The sequence below is a fragment of the Aquitalea sp. genome, assembly GCF_030150775.1.
Lineage (GTDB): Bacteria > Pseudomonadota > Gammaproteobacteria > Burkholderiales > Chromobacteriaceae > Aquitalea > Aquitalea denitrificans.
In genome coordinates this window covers 19,513-38,428 of the sequence record NZ_JASLFG010000041.1, presented here as the reverse complement: position 1 = coordinate 38,428, position 18,916 = coordinate 19,513, and the positions used below count along the sequence as shown (strand labels likewise).

15 protein-coding genes are annotated in these 18,916 nt (G+C 60.9%); 7 read left to right on the top strand and 8 right to left on the bottom strand.

Translation table 11 applies throughout. The features are described from left to right. The first annotated feature begins 40 nt into the window (after positions 1-40). Complete coding sequence (gene tauD, locus QVF59_RS14675; RefSeq protein WP_287880903.1) at positions 41-874, top strand: taurine dioxygenase; 834 nt, start codon at positions 41-43, stop codon at positions 872-874. A gap of 74 nt (positions 875-948) precedes the next feature. Here tauD and dbpA read toward each other — a convergent pair whose 3' ends face one another. Both dbpA and QVF59_RS14665 read right to left on the bottom strand, forming a co-directional pair. Beyond that, the gene (gene dbpA / locus QVF59_RS14670) at positions 949-2,412 is read right to left on the bottom strand and encodes an ATP-dependent RNA helicase DbpA (RefSeq protein ID WP_287880902.1); all 1,464 of its coding nucleotides are present in this window, start codon (positions 2,410-2,412) and stop codon (positions 949-951) included. 115 nt (positions 2,413-2,527) lie between these two features. Continuing rightward, the gene (locus QVF59_RS14665) at positions 2,528-4,156 is read right to left on the bottom strand and encodes a methyl-accepting chemotaxis protein (RefSeq protein ID WP_287880901.1); all 1,629 of its coding nucleotides are present in this window, start codon (positions 4,154-4,156) and stop codon (positions 2,528-2,530) included. A 294-nt stretch (positions 4,157-4,450) separates the two neighbouring features. On the opposite strand from QVF59_RS14665, the gene QVF59_RS14660 reads away from it, so the two are divergent. Both QVF59_RS14660 and QVF59_RS14655 read left to right on the top strand, forming a co-directional pair. Then, on the top strand, positions 4,451-5,698 hold the full coding sequence (locus QVF59_RS14660; RefSeq protein WP_287880899.1) for a TIGR03862 family flavoprotein: 1,248 nt from the start codon (positions 4,451-4,453) through the stop codon (positions 5,696-5,698). Positions 5,699-5,856: 158 nt separating this feature from the next. Next, entirely contained in the window at positions 5,857-6,069 is a 213-nt protein-coding gene (locus tag QVF59_RS14655) for a sigma factor-like helix-turn-helix DNA-binding protein (protein ID WP_089084870.1), read from the top strand. A gap of 48 nt (positions 6,070-6,117) precedes the next feature. Here QVF59_RS14655 and QVF59_RS14650 read toward each other — a convergent pair whose 3' ends face one another. Further along, the gene (locus QVF59_RS14650) at positions 6,118-7,014 is read right to left on the bottom strand and encodes a LysR substrate-binding domain-containing protein (protein ID WP_287880898.1); all 897 of its coding nucleotides are present in this window, start codon (positions 7,012-7,014) and stop codon (positions 6,118-6,120) included. Between the two features lie 96 nt (positions 7,015-7,110). Between QVF59_RS14650 and dokD the strand changes: the two genes are divergently transcribed. Together dokD and QVF59_RS14640 are read left to right on the top strand one after the other, a co-directional pair. Next, on the top strand, positions 7,111-8,496 hold the full coding sequence (gene dokD / locus QVF59_RS14645) for an ornithine/lysine decarboxylase DokD (protein WP_287880896.1): 1,386 nt from the start codon (positions 7,111-7,113) through the stop codon (positions 8,494-8,496). A 111-nt stretch (positions 8,497-8,607) separates the two neighbouring features. Then, on the top strand, positions 8,608-9,393 hold the full coding sequence (locus tag QVF59_RS14640; RefSeq protein ID WP_287880894.1) for an ABC transporter substrate-binding protein: 786 nt from the start codon (positions 8,608-8,610) through the stop codon (positions 9,391-9,393). Between the two features lie 47 nt (positions 9,394-9,440). Here the strand turns inward: QVF59_RS14640 and QVF59_RS14635 are convergent, their stop codons facing one another. Together QVF59_RS14635 and QVF59_RS14630 are read right to left on the bottom strand one after the other, a co-directional pair. Beyond that, positions 9,441-10,115: a hypothetical protein gene (locus QVF59_RS14635; RefSeq protein WP_159876158.1), complete on the bottom strand. Its 675-nt coding sequence runs from the start codon at positions 10,113-10,115 to the stop codon at positions 9,441-9,443. Positions 10,116-10,304: 189 nt separating this feature from the next. Further along, entirely contained in the window at positions 10,305-10,853 is a 549-nt protein-coding gene (locus QVF59_RS14630; protein WP_287880892.1) for an NADPH-dependent FMN reductase, read from the bottom strand. A 186-nt stretch (positions 10,854-11,039) separates the two neighbouring features. Here QVF59_RS14630 and asd point away from each other — a divergent pair, with 186 nt between their 5' ends. After that, positions 11,040-11,888, top strand: a complete 849-nt coding sequence (gene asd / locus QVF59_RS14625; protein WP_159876162.1) for an archaetidylserine decarboxylase — start codon at positions 11,040-11,042, stop codon at positions 11,886-11,888. 176 nt (positions 11,889-12,064) lie between these two features. Beyond that, the gene (locus tag QVF59_RS14620) at positions 12,065-13,561 is read left to right on the top strand and encodes a GGDEF domain-containing protein (protein WP_287880890.1); all 1,497 of its coding nucleotides are present in this window, start codon (positions 12,065-12,067) and stop codon (positions 13,559-13,561) included. A 69-nt stretch (positions 13,562-13,630) separates the two neighbouring features. Here QVF59_RS14620 and prpF read toward each other — a convergent pair whose 3' ends face one another. From prpF to prpC, 3 genes are all read right to left on the bottom strand, one after another. Next, entirely contained in the window at positions 13,631-14,824 is a 1,194-nt protein-coding gene (gene prpF / locus QVF59_RS14615) for a 2-methylaconitate cis-trans isomerase PrpF (protein ID WP_287880889.1), read from the bottom strand. Between the two features lie 168 nt (positions 14,825-14,992). Next, complete coding sequence (gene acnD / locus QVF59_RS14610; RefSeq protein WP_287880887.1) at positions 14,993-17,593, bottom strand: Fe/S-dependent 2-methylisocitrate dehydratase AcnD; 2,601 nt, start codon at positions 17,591-17,593, stop codon at positions 14,993-14,995. Positions 17,594-17,663: 70 nt separating this feature from the next. Continuing rightward, a complete protein-coding gene (gene prpC / locus QVF59_RS14605; protein ID WP_159876168.1) occupies positions 17,664-18,812 on the bottom strand; it encodes a bifunctional 2-methylcitrate synthase/citrate synthase in 1,149 nt (382 codons plus the stop codon). Positions 18,813-18,916: the final 104 nt, after the last annotated feature.

Below are 18,916 nucleotides of genomic sequence, written 5' to 3'. Positions count from 1 at the left end.
TGTGGCGGCGGCCAGAACCGAATGATGCAAGGAATAGAAGATGAGTCTGACTCTTACCCGTTTGTCCCCGGCGCTGGGTGCGATTGTTGAAGGTGTGGATCTGGCGCAGCCGCTGACTGACAGCCTGCAGCAGGAGATACAGCAGGCGCTGCTGCAACATCAGGTGCTGTTCTTCCGTAATCAGGACATCAGCCCGCGCCAGCAGCGCGATTTTGCCGCCCGCTTTGGCGATCTGCACACCCACCCCATCTACCCGCAACACCCGGATGCGCCGCAGGTGATGATTCTGGATACCGACGCTTTCGACCTGAAGGACAATGCCATCTGGCATACCGATGTCACCTTCATCGAAACCCCGCCGGCGGCTGCGGTGCTGGCGGCGCGCTTGCTGCCGGAGTTTGGCGGTGACACGCTGTGGGCCAGCAGCTTTGCTGCCTGGGATGCGCTGTCCGACGGTCTGAAAGCCTTGCTGGAAGGGCTGACTGCCACCCATGACTTCACCAAGACTTTCCCGCTCAAGCGCTTTGGCCTGACGCCGGCCGACCGGGAAAAATGGGAACAGACCCGGCGCGACAATCCGCCGCTAAGCCATCCGGTGGTGCGTACCCATCCGGTCAGCGGTCGCAAAGGTTTGTTCGTCAATGGCGGTTTCACCACCGAAATCAACGAACTGCCGGAGGAAGAGGGCGCGGCCTTGCTGGCCTTCCTGCTCGCCCATCAGGCGCGGCCGGAATTCACTATCCGCTGGCGCTGGCAGGCTGGCGATGTGGCGTTCTGGGATAACCGCTCCACCAGTCATTATGCGGTGGACGATTACCGCCCCAACCGCCGCATCATGCACCGGGCCACGATTCTGGGTGATAAGCCGTTCTAAGTCAGTGTGTTGCGCGGCTGAAATGACAAAAGCCACCCCTTGGGGTGGCTTTTGCATGGTGCGTCGCGCAAGGCTTATTCGACAAAGCGCATCTTGAACAGGCGGCCCTTGATCTTGCTGGTGGACAGACGCTCGAAGGCCTGTTCGGCAATATCACGCTGCAAGGCGACAAAGCTGGCACCTTCCAGGACGTTGATCTTGCCGACATGGCTGCCATCCACCCCGCCGTCGCCGGTGAGCGCGCCCAGAATGTCGCCGGGGCGTAGCTTGTCACGTTTGCCGCCGGCAATTTCCAGCGTCACCATGGCCGGAATCAGCTGGCCGCCCGGAGCCGGGGTCAGTTCGGTGACTTCGGCCCAGGTGAGCGGGGCTTTCTGATAGTCCTCGATTTGCACCAGGCGGCGCGCATCATTTTCGCAGGTCAGGGTCATGGCCAGGCCGTGCAGCTCGCCGCGACCGGTACGGCCGATACGGTGGATATGGATTTCCGGATCGTGGCTCACGTCCACATTGATCACCAGATCCAGCTCCTTGATATCCAGACCACGGGCGGCCACGTCGGTAGCCACCAGCACGGTGGTGCTCTTGTTGGCAAAGCGCAGCAGGATCTGGTCACGGTCGCGTTGTTCCAGATCGCCATACAGTGCCAGTGCCGAGAAACCACGGTTTTGCAGGTCTTTCACCAGCTCCTTGCAGCGTTCCTTGGTATTGCAGAAGGCCAGCGCCGAGGCCGGGCGCACGTGCTGCAGGATGCGGGTAACGGTTTCCAGCCGGGTTTCCGGCTTCACCTTGTAGAACCATTGTTCGATGTGGTCGCCGCTGTGCAGGGCCTGTACCTTCACCTCCACCGGCTGGCGCAGGAACTGTGCGCTGGCTTTGCGGATGGTGTCCGGGTAGGTGGCGGAGAACAGCAAGGTCTGGCGGGTGCGCGGGCAGGCGCGCACGATGCCGACGATTTCTTCGATGAAGCCCATGTCTATCATGCGGTCGGCTTCGTCCAGCACCAGCATTTTCACATTGGACAGGTCCAGCGACTGGCGGAACAGGTGATCCTGCAGCCGGCCAGGGGTGCCCACCACAATGTGCGCGCCGTGTTCCAGCGAGCCGCGCTGCGGTCCCATCGGCGAGCCGCCAGTGAGGGTGACCACCTTGATATTGTCGATACTGCGGGCCAGACGGCGGATTTCCTGTGCCACCTGGTCGGCCAGTTCGCGCGTTGGGCAGAGTACCAGCCCCTGCACGGCAAACCAGCGCGGATTGATGCCAGCCAGCATGCCAAGGCCGAAGGCCGCTGTCTTGCCGCTGCCGGTCTTGGCCTGGGCGATCAGGTCGCGTCCTTCCAGAATCACCGGCAGGCTTTCTGCCTGGATGGGGGTCATGCTGTGGTAACCCAGGCTGTCCAGATTGGAGAGCAGGGCGGCAGGCAGCGCGGTGAGGCTGGAAAAGGCGATTTTTTTCACGGACTTGGCGATGTAACGACAGAAAGGGTGGGCAGTGTAACAGTTGGCGGCGCATTGTCCAAACAAGGTATTGGCCACGTCAGCAATTCCAGCCGCTTTGTGTGGTTTTGCCCATATGTGGGCGCGCTTGCTGGCATGAAAAACGCCAGTGGGCGGTGGCGCACTGGCGTGGTGTGTCCGGCCAGGCCGGGATTTATACCCTGAAGCGCGCTACCGAGTCGTTCAGTCCACCGGCCAGTCCTTCCAGCGCTTCCGCGGAATGAACCGTATGCTGGATGGCGGCATCGTTGGTGCTGGCCAGCTCGGCAATGCTTTCGATATTGCGGGTCACGCGCTGACTGGCTTCGCGTTGCTGCTCGGTTACCTGCACGATCTGGCGCAGGCCGTTACGCACCGAGGTGGCCGAGGCGCTGGCCGCATCCAGTACGCTGGCAACCTGGCCGGCCGACTGGTGGCTGGCTTCCAGCGAGGTCAGGCTGGCGGCCACGGCCTGGCGTACGGCTTCGGTCTTGTTGTTCAGTGCACTGGTCACGGTATCGATTTCACGGGCAGACAGGGCGGACTTTTCCGCTAGCTTGCGTACTTCGTCTGCCACCACGGCAAAGCCGCGGCCTGCTTCGCCTGCGCGCGCGGCTTCGATGGCGGCATTGAGCGCCAGCAGATTGGTCTGCTCGGCGATGTCGCGCACCTGCTGGGTCATGCTGGTAATCGAGCTGGTGGATTGCATCAGCTCGGTTTCCGCTTCGGACATCATCTCGACAGCCTGCTGGATCTGGCCCACTTCCTGTTGCAGCTGGGCCAGATTCTGCCGTCCCTGCTGCGAGCGTTGCAGGCTTTCGTCCGACTGAATCAGCACCTGTTCGGCATGGCGGGCGATGTCACCGATATGCTCGGCCAGCTGTTCTACTGCCTGAGCGGCATCCTGTGACTGGCCGTTTTGCGCGCGCGACCCGTCGGCCAGCTTTTCGGCCCCCTGGCGCAACTGGGCGGAAGAGGTGGCAACACTGTGCGCGGCCGTGCCCACCTGTCTGACCAGATCGGCAATGGACGCCAGCATCTGGTTGAACAGGCCGGCGGTCTTGCCGATTTCATCCTTATGTTTTACTTCCAGACGGCGGGTAAGGTCGCCTTCGCCCTTGGCCAGTTCGGACAGACCGGAAGCCATGGCCTGTAGCGGACGGGTGACAAAGCGGCGGATGAACAGGAATACCACCACCATCAGCGGCAGCGAGGCCACGACGGCAAACAGGATGCTCTGGTTGCGGAACTGCGCCACTGACGCATAGGGTTTTTCCAGAGAGATGCGCATGCTGACCGCACCCAGCGGCGTGCCTTCACTCACCTGATGACAGCCCATGCAGTTTTTGCCCAGATAGTTGCTGGCCGCACGCGCCGGATAAATCACATGCAGGTGCTCGCCCAGTTGCGGGCTGGATTCGATGGCAACAAAGGGCTGGCCACTGGAGAGGGCGCTCTTTTCTGCGGCATCGGCAGCATGGGCCTTGTCGCCGGCATTACCCGGGCCAAACTGTTTGCTGACGGCATCGCCGCGAATCACGCGCAGTTCCCGGACGGCTGACAGTTCCTTGATCTGATCCAGAAACACATCGCGCTGACCTACGGTGCCGGTCATCATCATGCCGGTGAGCCCGGCCAGGGTCATTTCGTTCATGCTGCTGGCCAGATCCTTGGCCTGCGATACGGCAATATCACGACTGACCGTGGTTTCCCAGGCAATCAGCCCACTCCATGCAATGACAAGGCAGCACCAGATGGCGCTGGTCAGCCTCAGCCAGATCGGCCACTCGGAAAATTTCTTCATTGCAAACGGGATAACCCGCCTCCTTTTGTTTTGTTTTCTGTTGTTATGTTGCAGCGTCGTGATTGTGGCATGGCAATGTGATGCCGTGCTGACAGCGCGCAGCCTAGCGCATGGCATATGACCAATGCTTGGCTTATATCAAATATCTGCCGTGCTGCAGAGGCCAACCATCAACACGCTTGGGCTATGACGGGTTTTCTGCAACAATCCGCCCTCCATCGCGTGGCGGGTATTTACCGCTGCCCGCTTTATGTGCTTTACCGCTGGCTTCCAGGCCAGGAATCAGGAGTTGCTATGCCCTCATCCCCGTCCCTGTTTCATGTAGCCATTGTCGGTGGTGGCCCCGCCGGGCTGATGGCAGCCGAAGTGCTGTCCAGCGCGGGAGTGCGGGTGACGGTGTACGACGCCATGCCGTCGGTAGGGCGCAAGTTCCTGCTGGCCGGGGTGGGCGGCATGAACATTACCCACTCTGAACCCCGGGCGGATTTTCTGGGGCGCTATCGGGAGCGCGAGGCCGAAATGACGGCCTTGTTGGCAGGGTTTGATGCCGATCGTCTGCGCGACTGGGTACATGGCCTGGGCGTGGAAACCTTTGTCGGCAGTTCCGGCAAGGTATTTCCGCGCGAAATGAAGGCAGCGCCCTTGCTGCGGGCCTGGCTGGCGCGCTTGCGTGGGGCCGGTGTGCAGTTTCGCGTGCGGCATCGCTGGCTGGGTTGGGATGCACAGGGCGCGCTGCGTTTTGCTACGCCGGATGGTGACTTGCTGGTACGGCATGATGCCGTGCTGCTGGCACTGGGTGGCGGCAGCTGGAAAAAGCTGGGCTCGGATGGCAGCTGGCTGCCCGTGCTGGCAGAGCGCGGCGTGGACGTGCGTCCACTGTTGCCGGCCAATTGTGGTTTTGATTGCAACTGGAGTGCACACTTTGCCGACAAGTATGCCGGCCAGCCGCTCAAGTCGGTGACACTGGAGTTTACCGATCCGGCTGGCAATACCGTGCGCAAGACCGGCGAGTGCGTGATCAGCAGTTATGGGGTGGAGGGCAACCTGATCTATGCCTTCAGCGCGCCCATCCGCGACAGCTTGCTGGCCAATGGCAGTGCCACGGTGTATCTGGATTTGCTGCCACAAAAGAGTGCCGAACAGGTGGCGGCAGAAGTGATGCACCCGCGTGGCTCGCGCTCGCTGTCCAGCCATCTGCAAAGCCGGCTCAATCTCAAGGGCGTACGGGCCGGGCTGCTGCGCGAGTGTCTGAGCAAGGAGGCTTTCAATGATATGGCCAGTCTGGCAGCCGGCATCAAGCGCCTGCCGCTGACCGTGCATGCCACTCGTCCCATCGACGAAGCCATCAGCACCGCTGGTGGTGTGCGGTTTGAGGCCATGGATGGGCGGCTGATGCTCAAGACCTTGCCCGGCGTATTTTGCGCCGGGGAAATGCTGGATTGGGAGGCACCCACCGGCGGCTATCTACTTACCGCCTGCCTGGCTAGCGGCCGGGCTGCGGGCCTGGGGATGCTGGACTGGCTGGAGCTGCGTGAGGGGTAATGATTTTGCCTGTGGGTAAAATCTGATAGTGCATTTTTAATGCAAGCATCTATGCTGCAGATATGGGCCCCGTGTCTGGATGTCAGCCGGGGTTGCCAGTGTCCAGCAGCACTGGCCAGGTACATCATCCCCCACCCATGATGTCGGAGATCAGCGCCATGAAACTTGACGATTTCAACCAGGTGGCCGACCTGATCGGCCTGAAAAAGCGGTCGCGCGAAGCAGTATGGCTGATGGAAGTGGAAGGCATGACCGGTTATTTTGCTGCCCAGCAGATGGATATCAGCGAATCCACCGTGTCGCGCGCCCATACCCGCTTCCGGCTGGCACTGCGCAAGCTCAATGCCCTGTCCAGCCATCTTCCCTTGTAATTTCTCCTGTGTTGTTGACTTGTTGCCCGGCCTCATGCCGGGTTTTTTCTATTGCTGCAGCCGTTTGAGCGCGGCCTGTTCGCGCAGCCAGCTCAGCAAGGCTTGTAGCCCGGGATGCTCGGCGTAGCTGTGCGGATACACCAGCCAGTAGCCGGCACCGGTACGCAGCACGCTGTCGAAGGGCCGCACCAGCCGGCCTTGTTCCAGCTCGTCCTGCAGTAATTCCATATCGCCGATGGCCACGCCCAGTCCGCTGGCGGCGGCGGTCCAGGCCAAGTGGTGCAAATCAACCACCTGATGCTTGTACTGTACCAGCGAGCGGATATCTTGCGTGGCCAGCCAGCCAATCCATTCCTCGTAGTCGCGGGTGGTATGAAACAGGGTGTGGCCGGCCAGCGCGTCCAGCGAGGGTAGTTCTGCCAGCATGGACGGTGCGCACACTGGGCTTAGTAGCTCTGGCAGCAGCAGTTCGGCCTGCATGTCAGGCCATTGGCCATGGCCGAACAGGATGTAGGCCTGGTTGATGGCCGGGTCCAGCTCGGCGGGTTCGTACACCATGCTGTCTATGCGTAGCTGGGTAAGCGGGTGTTGCTGGTAAAAGCTGCCCAGCCGCGGCATCAGCCAGCGTACGGCAAAGCTGACATACACCTGCAGGCTGAGGATGTCGCTTTGCGTTTTCAGCTTGCGCTCAACCTCCTTCAGCCGCTCCACCACATCACGCGCCACCGGCAGCAGGGTCTGGCCTGCCGGTGTCGGGCGTATCTGCCGGTGCTGCCTTTGCAATAGCGCGGTGGCGTAGTGCTGCTCCAGCAGGCTGATCTGCTTGCTGATGGCACCCTGGGTCAGGAACAGGCGGCGTGCGGCCTCGGTAAAGCTGCCGGTGTCGATGACGGTGACAAAGGCGCGCAAGGCGGTGAGCGAGGGCAGGTGATGGGTTTCATTCATGACGGAATGGAATGGTTCGATGCCAATTATTCGTTCGTGAAAACTAGGCGATTTCCGTATGTTTGGCAACAAACAACACAACATGACGGAGCGCACATGCATCACGATTTCGATTCCCAACGGCAATACACCCTGCAACACGACCGCCGTCTGTCTGCTGCTGATGGACAGTTACAGATGGAGGGGGTGGGGCTGGCCGCGCTGGCCGCAGAATTCGGCGCACCGCTATTCGTGTATTCCGCGCCGGAAATCCGCCGCAATGTCGACGAAATCAAGCAGGCCTTTGCCAGCCATGCCAATACCCGCATCTGCTACGCCTCCAAGGCTTGCTCCCTGCTGGCGGTATTGCAGGTGGTGCGCGAATCCGGCATCAGCATCGAAGCCAATTCGGCCAATGAAATCCGCCGCTGTCTGGCCGCAGGTTTTGCCGGTAGCCAGATTGTCTACAACGGCGTGGTGAAGCGTGATGAGGAACTGGAATTCGCCATCCGCCAGCAGCTGCATGCCATCAATGTGGATAGCGAGCACGAATTGCAGGCCATAGCCCGCATCAGCCGTCAGCTGCAAATTCCGGTACGCATCTGCCTGCGGGTGGAACCCAATGTCAAAGCCGCCACCCACGAGGGCCTGATGACGGCATTCCGTGCCAAGTCCGGGGTGGATCTGGCCGACGCCGAAGGCATTTGCCGTCAGGCACTGGACATGCCCTATGTAAAGCTGTGCGGCCTGCACATGCATGTGGGCGACCAGGTGCCGGATGCCGAGCCGTTTGGCGCGGCCACCCGTGTGCTGGTGGATTGTGCCCGTCAGCTGGAAGCGGCACTGGGGGTGCGCTTTGACATGATCAACGTCGGCGGCGGCATTCCGGCACCGTACCGCTACGCCACCGACCGTGGCCTGGGCGGGCCGGACAATATGCAGCCGCAGATCGGCGCCAATGAATTTGCTGCTGCCGTCATCCGCGAAGTACACGCCTGGCGTGACGATATTGAAATCTGCATCGAGCCTGGCCGCAAGGTGGTGAGCAGTGCCGGGGTGCTGCTTACCAGCATGGTGACATCCAAGCGCAAAACCTTGTTGCGCGAGGATGGCAGTGTGGAAGGCCAGGTGCAGTGGTGCATGCTGGACGCCGGTTTCAATGCCATTCCGGATTACAAGGACTGGTATTTCTATGTCTACAACGCCAGCCGCATTGCGGACAGCCACTGCCAGCCCGTCAAGCTGGGCGGCCCCTTGTGCGATGGTGGCGATTACTTCCGCCATGGCCCGCTGGGCGAGCAGTTTTTGCTGCCTGAGGCCAGTGTGCCGGGCGATGTGCTGGCCTTTCTGGATGTGGGTGCCTACCAGCTGGAAAACCAGACCGTCTACAACGCTCAGCCGCGCTCTGCTGCGGTGTTGATTGACGGGCCGGGCCAATACCGCCTGATCCGCCGTCAGGAACGCTTCGACGACATGTTGTTGCTGGAGCGTGACCTTTCCTGACCGTCAGAACCCTTTTGCCGTGCCGCCATACTCCTTGACGGGTGTGGCGTGATAACACCAAGCCGTCCCTTGTCGTGCGTTTGTCTACTCACCCAGTCCGGAGGAATGAAGATGAAGCTGCAATCCTGGTGTGCCGTGTTGTTGTCTGCTGTCGCCCTGCAAGCGGGGGCGACGGATCTGAATAATCTGCGTATCGGCATGGATGCCACCTATCCGCCGTTCGAATCGTTGAACCCGGCCGGGCAGATTGTCGGGTTCGAGGCAGACCTGGCGATGGCCCTGTGCAAAGAAATGAAAGCACATTGCAGCCTGATCAATCAGGACTGGGATGGCATCATCCCCGGCCTGATGGCCAAGAAGTACGACGTGATCATGTCGTCGATGACCATTACCAGTGAACGGGCCAAAGCCGTCAGTTTCAGCGAGCGTTATTTCCGCACGCCGCAACGGCTGATTGCGGCCAAGGGCAGTCCGCTCAGGTTCACGGTGGAGGGCATGAAAGGCAAGCGGGTAGGTGTGCAGCGCGGCACCACGGCCGACATGTACCTGAGCAAGTTCTGGGGGCCGCGTGGCATGGATGTGGTGCGTTATGAAGATCAGGACAAGGCCTATGCCGACCTGGTAAATGGCCGGCTGGATGCCAGCTTCCAGGATGAGCTGCAAGTCGAGGCAGGTTTTCTGAAGAGTGAGCCGGGCAAGGCGTTTGCCTTGGTCGGCCCCTCCATCAATGGTGACAATGCTGCCGAGCGCGAGGTGCTGGGTTCCGGTGCCGGCATGGCGGTGCGCAAGGAGGACAAGGAGCTGGTGGCACGGCTGAACAAGGCCATGGCCGCATTGCGGGCCAATGGCACCTATCACAAGCTGAGCCTGCAGTACTTCGGTCGCGACATTTACTGAGTGTCGACGGGCCTGCCCGCTGCCTGGCAGGGCGGCGGGCAAGTTGCTCAGCTACTGCTGTTCTGTGTGCTTTGACTGTTGTCCTGCTGCTGATCTGGCCGAATCAGCGTGTAGTCGTTATTGCTGGGCAGACCATTCTTCTGCCAGTCGTCCAGCGTGGCCATGATGGCATCCCGTGTCTGGTTGCTGATTTCCGGCAGACTGCCGCCAAATACCTTTTTTGCCTCGTCAAAACCCTGCTGCACCGCTGCGCGGATGCTGTCCAGCTTGCTGGGGTCATTACCTATGCCCAGCCGGGCAAAGTCCAGAATGCGACGCGCAGTGTTCTTGATGCCCATCTCACCATCTTCGGACAGTGCCTGGGTAGCCGCTGCCTTGGTTTGCGGATCGACAGTCAGCTGTTGCTCCCCGCTCACCACCTTATTCCATTGCAGGCCCTGCTGTTGAACCAGGTTGCCCAGCAGCTTGAGGAAGTCCGACACCTGCTGGTTGGATTTGGCCAGCAAGGCCGACACATCCACTGGTGTGCTTGGCGTGCTGCTGGCGGTGGGTTTGCCATAGGTCAGGGCGCTGCTGTCATCGTTGTTCTGCCCGATGGTGACCACCTCATCCACGGTGAGGGTGCTACTGCTGGTGCTGCTGCCGGTTTTGCTGTCGGTAACGGTGCTGCTGCTGAGGGTGGCATTCAGCAGCAGGCTGCTGTTGACGCTGTTGATGGTCATGAGAGGCTCCTGCTCAGTACGACAAGAATGCTTGCGCGCAATGCGGGACGGGCTGGTAATGGCTGGGCCGGTAGCAGGGCAAGCTGATGTTTGATTATCGGCAGGATTGATGAAAAATTAAGTAAAAATCCATGCAAAACGCCGGCAGGGAGATACCGTGCCGGCGTTGCTCACTTCAGTGTCCGGGAATCAGGCGGCCAATTTGCTGACCAGGGCTTGCAGTGCTGCCAGTTGCTGCAGGACAAGGCCTTGCAGGCGTTCGTCAGTGAGATTGCCCTCGGCATCAAAACCACCGGCAAAGGCATTGGCAAACACTTCCGGCTTGTTCAGCGGGTGCAGGTCGAGAAACACGCAGCTCTGACGCAGGTGATATTGCGCGCGGGATGTGCCCATGCCGCCACCTGCGCCCAGAATGGCCACAGCCTTGCCGGCCAGCAGTTTGTTGTCGGGTTCGCGCGATGCCCAGTCCAGCGCGTTTTTCAGCGCAGGAGCCATGGAGTAGTTGTATTCCGGGCAGCCCAGCAGCAAGGCATCAGCCTGTGCCAGTTGTGCCAGCAGTTGTTGTACGGCGGCCGGTTTGTCGGTGATGTCGGCGTTGTAGAACGGGACCTGACTGAGATCGGCAATTTCGATCTGGATGCCGGCTGGCGCATGTGCCTTGGCGTAGCGCAGCAGACCCATATTGGTGGAGGCACGGCGCAGGCTGCCGCAAATGGCCAGAACGTTCAGTGTGCTCATCTTGGTTCCTTGTTATGAGGAAGTGGGGCTGAATGAAGAACCCGTCTGCATTCTAGATAGCAGTGGTCCTGCTTTCCAGTGCTTGTGGTCAGTCAGCGGCAGTGCAGGCAAATGCAGATCGGCGTTTCGCATTCACTGTCAGTCCGGCTTATAATGTCCGGCTGTCCGCATTCAAGGTTTCACATCGTGTCCGAACGCTTTGCCGTATGGCTGCAATATCTTCTGCCTAAACAGGCCCTGACCATTCTGGCCGGCAAACTGGCTGGCACCGAGGCTGGCAGCCTGACCACGGCGGTGATCCGCTGGTTTGTCGGTCGCTATCAGGTAAACATGGCCGAAGCAGCCGCGCCGGATATTACCAGCTATGCCAGTTTCAACCAGTTTTTTACCCGGCCGCTGCGCGCAGGTGCGCGACCGCTGGCCGACAGTGCATTGATCTGCCCGGTAGATGGTGCCGTCAGCCAGTTTGGTGCAATCCGGCAGGACCAGATTTTCCAGGCCAAGGGTCATGACTATTCCACGACAGCGCTGGTAGGTGGTGATGCCGACATGGCTGCGCACTATCGGGATGGCTTCTTTGCCACCATCTATCTGAGCCCGCGTGATTATCACCGCATCCACATGCCCTGCGATGGCCGCCTGTTGAGCATGACTTATGTTCCCGGTGCGCTGTTTTCGGTGAATCCGGCCACGGCGCGTGGTGTGCCGGGCCTGTTTGCCCGCAATGAGCGGGTGGTATGTGAGTTTGACGGTCCGCATGGCCGCTTTGTCCTGACGCTGGTGGGTGCCACCATCGTGGGCAGCATGGCCACGGTATGGCATGGCCTGGTGAACCCGCCGCGTCCGGGTCGGATCCAGCGCTGGGATTACCAGGATCAGCAGATCTTCATCCGCAAGGGTGAGGAAATGGGCCGCTTTCAGTTGGGTTCCACCGTGGTACTGCTGTTTCCCGCCGGTGGTGGCATGCATTTCAATGCGGCCTGGCAGCCGGCCTGCCCGGTACGGCTGGGTGAGTGCATGGCCGATATTGCTTGAGACGAAAAAACCGCCATTGGCGGTTTTTTTATATCTGGTGGCAACGCAGATGCGCCATGATAGTCTGCATTGAACTATGCTAACGTCACTGCTGCTCGATGTGGCAAGGCGGCACGCCCTTCTCCCCGGGGGTGAGTGATGTGGTACTTCCTTATTGCGGTGACTCGACTTCGCTCATGAATACAGACGCGCCAGAATCTTCTCCTGTGCTGCCGCTGGCAGCCCCGGACGCTGCACTGCGGCCACCCGTCATGACGCCATGGCGGCTGTGGCGTGTCATTTCCCGGCGTGAGAGGTGCTGCCTGTTCGGTGGCTGGCTGTTTAGTCTGTTGCTGTCGCTGGGCCTGGGCCTGTTGTCTGTGGTGGATGACTGGTCTGGCATTCCGCTGCAGTTTGGCGGCGTGACAATCTATATCACCTTGTATCCGGCCTTGCTGATCAGCCTGTGGTGGAGCTTGTGCCTGGGGTGGTGGTGGGGGGCGCTGCAAGCGTATCTGACAACACTGGTACTGGCGCTTTATGCCGGCATGGCCTGGCAGTGGGCCATATTGTTTGCCTTTGCCGACCCGCTGGGTGTGGCGGTGATGGTGCTGGGTTTTCGCGCGCTTCCCATGTTGCGTGGTCTGCGCAGCATGGAGTCGGTAGTGCACTTCATCCAGCTGTCTTTCGTCGGCAGCATTTTCAGCTCCAGCGGTGCGCTGATCTGGACCTATTGCAATAATCAGCCATTCAGCGAGCTACTACCCATCTGGCAGGGCTGGTGGCTGGGTTTTTTCCTGCAGAACCTGTTGCTTGTGGGGCCGGTTCTGTCTTTGAGCTGGTTGGTGACCGATCGCTGGCTAAGTCGCTACATTGCCCTGAAGTCGGCTGCCGAGGCTGAGTCACGGCACCTGATCGTGCTGCTGCTGGCCTTGGTCAGCGTGGGCGCACTGGTATATGGCTATCTGTCGCTCAGCCTGGGCAGCAGCCTGCTGCTAGGGCAGCTTCAGCATGGTCTGCCACCGGATATCCGCCATGCAGCGCTGGTGATGACCCAGACCGGCTGGGTATTCTTCTGGGTGTTTGCCCTGCTGGTGTTGTTTAATGCCTTTTTTGCTTATCGTCTGTTTCTGCACTGGCAGGGGCGCAACCAGCAATTGCTCAATGCGCTGAAGCAAAGCAATGCCTATCTGGCACAACTGGTGCGGCTGGATGGGCTGACCGGGCTGCTCAATCGGCGCTCCGGAGATGAGGTATTGCAACAAGAGTGGCTGCGCAGTCAGCGTTCGGGGCTGCAGGCGGTGTTGATCATGCTGGATATCGACCATTTCAAGCAGGTGAATGATGAATATGGTCATGATGTTGGTGACCGGGTGATCGAGCGTGTTGCCATGTTGTTACTGGAGCATACCCGCGCCATCGATACCGCCATCCGCTATGGTGGCGAGGAGTTTTTGCTGGTATTGCCGCAAACCACACTGGAAGGTGGCATGCAACTGGCCGAGCGCCTGCGTCAGCAAATGGCAGGTAGAGCCTTGCACTGCAATGATAGGGAAATTGAGGTCACGATAAGCCTGGGTGTAGCCGCCACTTCCATCGTGATGCAGGACAAGGCGGCTTGGGTAAAGCAGGCGGACATGGCCTTGTACAAGGCCAAGCGGGCAGGGCGCAACCGGGTGGTGGAAGCAGACTGAGTCTGGTCGGTGTGTTCAAAATAAAAATGGCCACGGAAGGTGGCCATTTTCTTTGCCTGTCGGCAAGGCTCAGAAGCTGTCGCCGGGAATGCGCACCCAGCCTTCCATCAGCACGCGGGCGCTGCGGCTCATGATGGCCTTGCTGACCTGCCACTGGCCGTCCACCAGCTTGGCTTCCGCGCCCACGCGCAGGGTGCCGGACGGGTGGCCAAAGCGCACCGACTGACGTTCGCCACCACCGGCGGCCAGGTTTACCAGCGTGCCCGGAATGGCGGCAGCCGTGCCGATGGCGACTGCGGCGGTGCCCATCATGGCGTGATGCAGCTTGCCCATGGACATGGCGCGCACGCGCAGGTCGATGTCAGTCGCCCCGATTTCCTTGCCGCTGGAGGCGGTATAGCCATCCGGCGGGGCGACAAAGGCAATCTTGGGGGTGTGCTGGCGGGTGGCAGCTTCTGCGATGTCCTTGATCAGCCCCATGCGGATGGCACCGTGCGCACGGATGGTTTCGAAGCGGGCCAGTGCCGCAGCATCGCTATTGATGGCTTCCTGCAGTTCGCTGCCGCTGTAACCCAGCTCTGCTGCGTTAAGGAAGATGGTGGGGATGCCGGCATTGATCATGGTGGCCTGGAAACTGCCCACACCGGGGACTTCTAGTGTGTCCACTACATTGCCGGTGGGGAACATCGCACCACCGCCATCGCCTTCGCCCTCGTCGGCCGGGTCGAGGAATTCCAGTTGTACCTCGGCGGCCGGGAAGGTGACGCCGTCCAGCTCGAAATCACCGGTTTCCTGTACCTCACCATTGGTGACGGGTACGTGGGCGATGATGGTCTTGCTGATATTGGCCTGCCAGATGCGTACCGTGGCCACGCCATTGGCCGGGATGCGGCTGGCGTCCACCAGCCCGCTCATGATGGCAAAGGAGCCAACGGCGGCGGACAGGTTGCCGCAGTTGCCGCTCCAGTCGACAAAGGCCTTGTCGATGGCCACTTGGCCAAACAGATAGTCCACGTCGTGATCGGGCCGGCTGCTCTTGGCCAGGATCACCGTCTTGCTGGTGCTGGAGCTGGCACCACCCATGCCGTCAATCTGCTTGCCGTAGGGGTCGGGGCTGCCGATCACACGCATCAGGATGGCATCACGTACCGGGCCGGGTTGTTGTGCGGCGGCAGGCAGGTCTTGCAGGCGGAAAAACACCCCCTTGCTGGTGCCGCCACGAATATAAGTAGCGGGGATACGGATTTGCGGAGCATGGGCCATGCAGTCTCTCCTGTCATGCTGTGGGCAAGGCCGTCAACAGGCATTGCCGGAATAGGGTGGCAAGCAGCAGGGCGGCTGCGAAACGGATTTCGCGCCGCACTGTCATGGGAGCTGCTCTGGGTCCGACCTGCTGGCAGGGACATACCTGCAGGCCGGGAGCAGCAAAACTCAAACGGTGGTGGACTCCAGGAAGTCCTGGGCAAAGCGCTGCAGCACGCCGCCAGCCTGATACACCCGCACTTCGGCGGCGGTATCCAGACGGCAGGTAACCGGCACTTCCAGCGTTTCGCCATTGCGACGGTGAATCACCAGCGTCAGCGTGCAGCGCGGCGAGATGTCGCCCTTCACGTCGTAGCTTTCGGTACCGTCAATGGCCAGGGTCTTGCGGTTGGTGCCGGCCTTGAATTCCAGCGGCAACACGCCCATGCCCACCAGGTTGGTGCGGTGGATGCGCTCGAAGCCTTCGGCCACGATGGCTTCCACCCCGGCCAGCCGCACGCCCTTGGCTGCCCAGTCACGCGAGCTGCCCTGGCCGTAGTCGGCACCGGCAATGATGATCAGCGGCTGCTTGCGTGCCATATAGGTTTCGATGGCTTCCCACATGCGGGTGACCTTGCCTTCCGGCTCGATACGCGCCAGCGAACCCTTCTTCACCGCTCCATCCACCACGGCCATTTCGTTCACCAGTTGCGGGTTGGCAAAGGTGGCGCGCTGGGCGGTAAGGTGGTCGCCACGGTGGGTGGCGTAGGAGTTGAAATCCTCTTCCGGCAAGCCCATCTTGGCCAGGTATTCACCGGCAGCCGAACTGGGCAGGATGGCGTTGGACGGCGACAGGTGGTCGGTGGTGATGTTGTCCGGCAGCACCGCCAGCGGCAGCATGCCCTTGAGCGTGCGCTCCCCGGCCAGTGCGCCTTCCCAGTAGGGCGGACGACGGATGTAGGTGGACATCGGACGCCAGTCGTACAGCGGGCTCTTGGCTTCTTCCACCTGACCCAGGTCGAACATCGGGATGTATACCTGCTTGAACTGCTCCGGCTTCACGCAGCGCGCCACGATGGCGTCGATTTCATCATCGGACGGCCACAGGTCCTGCAGGCGGATTTCCTTGCCATCCACCACGCCCAGCACGTCTTTTTCGATGTCGAAGCGCACGGTGCCGGCAATGGCGTAGGCCACTACCAGCGGCGGCGAGGCCAGGAAGGCCTGCTTGGCATAGGGGTGGATGCGGCCATCGAAGTTGCGGTTGCCGGACAGCACGGCGGCGGTGTACAGGTCGCGCTCAATGATTTCCTGCTGGATTTTCGGGTCCAGCGCGCCGGACATGCCGTTACAGGTGGTGCAGGCATAGGCGACGATGCCAAAGCCCAGTTTTTCCAGTTCCGGCAGCAGGCCGGCTTCTTCCAGATACAGCCTGGCCACCTTGGAGCCCGGGGCAAACGAGGACTTTACCCACGGCTTGCGCAGCAGGCCCAGTTGGTTGGCTTTCTTGGCCAGCAGGCCGGCAGCCACCACATTGCGCGGGTTGCTGGTGTTGGTGCAACTGGTGATGGCGGCAATGATGACCGCGCCATCCGGCAGCAGGCCTTCGGCTTCTTCGGCACGGGCCTTGTCCAGGTCAACCGCAATGCCGCGCTCGGCCAGTGCCGAGGTGGGCAGACGTTTGTGCGGGTTGGACGGGCCAGCCATATTGCGCACCACGCTGGACAGGTCGAACTCCAGCACGCGTTCGTATTGCGCGCTGACCAGGCTATCGGCCCACAGGCCGCTGACCTTGGCATAGTTTTCCACCAGTGCCACTTGCTCGGCTTCGCGGCCGGTCAGCTTGAGGTAGTCGATGGTTTGCTGGTCGATATAGAACATGGCGGCAGTGGCACCATATTCCGGGCACATATTGGAAATGGTGGCACGGTCGCCGATGGACAGGCTGGCAGCGCCATCACCAAAGAATTCCACGTAAGCGCCCACCACGCGTTCCTTGCGCAGGAACTCGGTGAGGGCCAGTACGATGTCGGTGGCGGTAATGCCGGGCTGGCGCTGGCCGGTGAGCTTGACGCCGACGATGTCCGGCAGGCGCATCATGGACGGATGGCCCAGCATCACGGTTTCCGCTTCCAGGCCACCCACGCCGATGGCGATTACACCCAGCGCATCCACGTGCGGGGTGTGGCTGTCAGTGCCGACACAGGTGTCGGGGAAGGCCACGCCGTCACGCACCTGAATCACCGGCGACATTTTTTCCAGATTGATCTGGTGCATGATGCCGTTGCCGGCAGGAATCACGTCCACGTTCTTGAAGGCGGTCTTGGTCCACTCGATGAAGTGGAAGCGGTCTTCATTGCGACGGTCTTCAATGGCACGGTTTTTTTCGAAAGCCTGCGGGTCGAAACCACCACATTCCACGGCCAGCGAGTGGTCGACAATCAACTGGGTCGGCACCACCGGGTTGACCAGCGAGGGGTCGCCACCCTTGTCGGCAATGGCGTCGCGCAGGCCGGCCAGGTCGACCAGCGCGGTCTGGCCCAGAATGTCATGGCATACCACGCGTGCCGGATACCAGGGGAAGTCCAGGTCACGCTTGCGTTCGATCAATTGCTTGAGCGCGTCGGTCAGCAGTTCCGGTTCGCAGCGGCGCACCAGTTGCTCGGCCAGTACGCGCGAGGTATAGGGCAGGGTGGCATAGGCGCCGGGCGCAATGGCGTCAACGGCGGCGCGGGTGTCGTAGTAGTCCAGCTGGCTGCCGGGCAATCGGGTGCGGTAGTTTTTGTTCATGGCGTCGCTAAAACTCTCAGGGTGGAAGCAAAGCGGGGAGCTATCCTTGCGGCTTAGCTCCCCCTGACCATCAGCGTTGTGCCAGCGGCACGAAGGCCTGATCGTCCGGGCCGGTGTAGTTGGCCGACGGACGGATGATCTTGCCGTCAATGCGTTGCTCGATCACGTGTGCGCTCCAGCCGCTGGTACGGGCAATCACGAACAGCGGGGTGAACATGGCAGTCGGTACACCCATCATGTGGTAGGACACGGCGGAGAACCAGTCCAGATTGGGGAACATCTTCTTGATGTCCCACATCACGCTTTCCAGACGCTCGGCAATGTCGAACATCTTGCTGTCGCCGGCTGCGGCGGACAGATTGCGCGCCACTTCCTTGATCACCTTGTTGCGCGGGTCGGAGATGGTGTACACCGGGTGGCCAAAACCAATCACCACTTCCTTGCGTTCCACGCGGGCCTTGATGTCAGCCTCGGCTTCATCCGGCGTGTCGTAACGCTTCTGGATTTCAAACGCCACTTCGTTGGCACCGCCGTGCTTGGGGCCGCGTAGCGCGCCAATGGCACCGGTGATGCTGGAGTACATGTCCGAACCGGTACCGGCAATCACGCGGCTGGTAAAGGTGGAAGCGTTGAATTCGTGCTCGGCGTACAGGATCAGCGAGGTATGCATCGCCTTCACCCACAGCTCGGACGGCTTTTCACCGTGCAGCAGGTGCAGGAAATGGCCGCCGATGGAGTCGTCGTCGGTTTCCACGTCGATGCGCTTGCCGTTGTGGCTGAAGTGGTACCAGTACAGCAGCATGGAGCCGAAGGAAGCCATCAGGCGGTCGGCGATGTCACGCGCACCGGCGATATTGTGGTCGTCTTTTTCCGGCAGGGTGCAACCCAGGGCGGACACGCCGCTGCGCATCACGTCCATCGGGTGGGCGGAGGCGGGCAGCGCTTCCAGCACGCTCTTCACCACTTGCGGCAGGCCGCGCAGGGCTTTCAGCTTTTGCTTGTAGCCAGCCAGCTCGGCCTTGTTCGGCAGCTTGCCGTGCACCAGCAGGTAGGCCACTTCTTCAAATTCGCACTGATCGGCGATATCCAGAATGTCATAGCCGCGATAGCTCAGGTCGTTGCCGGTACGGCCAACCGTGCACAGGGCGGTATTGCCGGCGGCAACGCCGGACAGGGCGACCGATTTCTTCGGCTTGCCAGTCAGAACCACTTCAGTCATGCCATTTCTCCTTGGACAATTTTTCTGCTGTTACTGTTGTGTGCATGGCTGGGCTGCACATGGCCGCCCGGCCTGATTGGTTATTTATTTTTGCCTTCGGCGGA

What these genes read in the sequence shown, in the direction of transcription:
- prpF (WP_287880889.1), bottom strand. Translation starts at nt 14,824, where the DNA reads ATGGCCCATGCTCCGCAAATCCGTATCCCCGCTACTTATATTCGTGGC.
- QVF59_RS14665 (WP_287880901.1), bottom strand. Translation starts at nt 4,156, where the DNA reads ATGAAGAAATTTTCCGAGTGGCCGATCTGGCTGAGGCTGACCAGCGCC.
- QVF59_RS14640 (WP_287880894.1), top strand. Translation starts at nt 8,608, where the DNA reads ATGAAGCTGCAATCCTGGTGTGCCGTGTTGTTGTCTGCTGTCGCCCTG.
- dokD (WP_287880896.1), top strand. Translation starts at nt 7,111, where the DNA reads ATGCATCACGATTTCGATTCCCAACGGCAATACACCCTGCAACACGAC.
- acnD (WP_287880887.1), bottom strand. Translation starts at nt 17,593, where the DNA reads ATGAACAAAAACTACCGCACCCGATTGCCCGGCAGCCAGCTGGACTAC.
- QVF59_RS14655 (WP_089084870.1), top strand. Translation starts at nt 5,857, where the DNA reads ATGAAACTTGACGATTTCAACCAGGTGGCCGACCTGATCGGCCTGAAA.
- QVF59_RS14630 (WP_287880892.1), bottom strand. Translation starts at nt 10,853, where the DNA reads ATGAGCACACTGAACGTTCTGGCCATTTGCGGCAGCCTGCGCCGTGCC.
- QVF59_RS14635 (WP_159876158.1), bottom strand. Translation starts at nt 10,115, where the DNA reads ATGACCATCAACAGCGTCAACAGCAGCCTGCTGCTGAATGCCACCCTC.
- tauD (WP_287880903.1), top strand. Translation starts at nt 41, where the DNA reads ATGAGTCTGACTCTTACCCGTTTGTCCCCGGCGCTGGGTGCGATTGTT.
- prpC (WP_159876168.1), bottom strand. Translation starts at nt 18,812, where the DNA reads ATGACTGAAGTGGTTCTGACTGGCAAGCCGAAGAAATCGGTCGCCCTG.
- QVF59_RS14650 (WP_287880898.1), bottom strand. Translation starts at nt 7,014, where the DNA reads ATGAATGAAACCCATCACCTGCCCTCGCTCACCGCCTTGCGCGCCTTT.
- QVF59_RS14660 (WP_287880899.1), top strand. Translation starts at nt 4,451, where the DNA reads ATGCCCTCATCCCCGTCCCTGTTTCATGTAGCCATTGTCGGTGGTGGC.
- QVF59_RS14620 (WP_287880890.1), top strand. Translation starts at nt 12,065, where the DNA reads ATGAATACAGACGCGCCAGAATCTTCTCCTGTGCTGCCGCTGGCAGCC.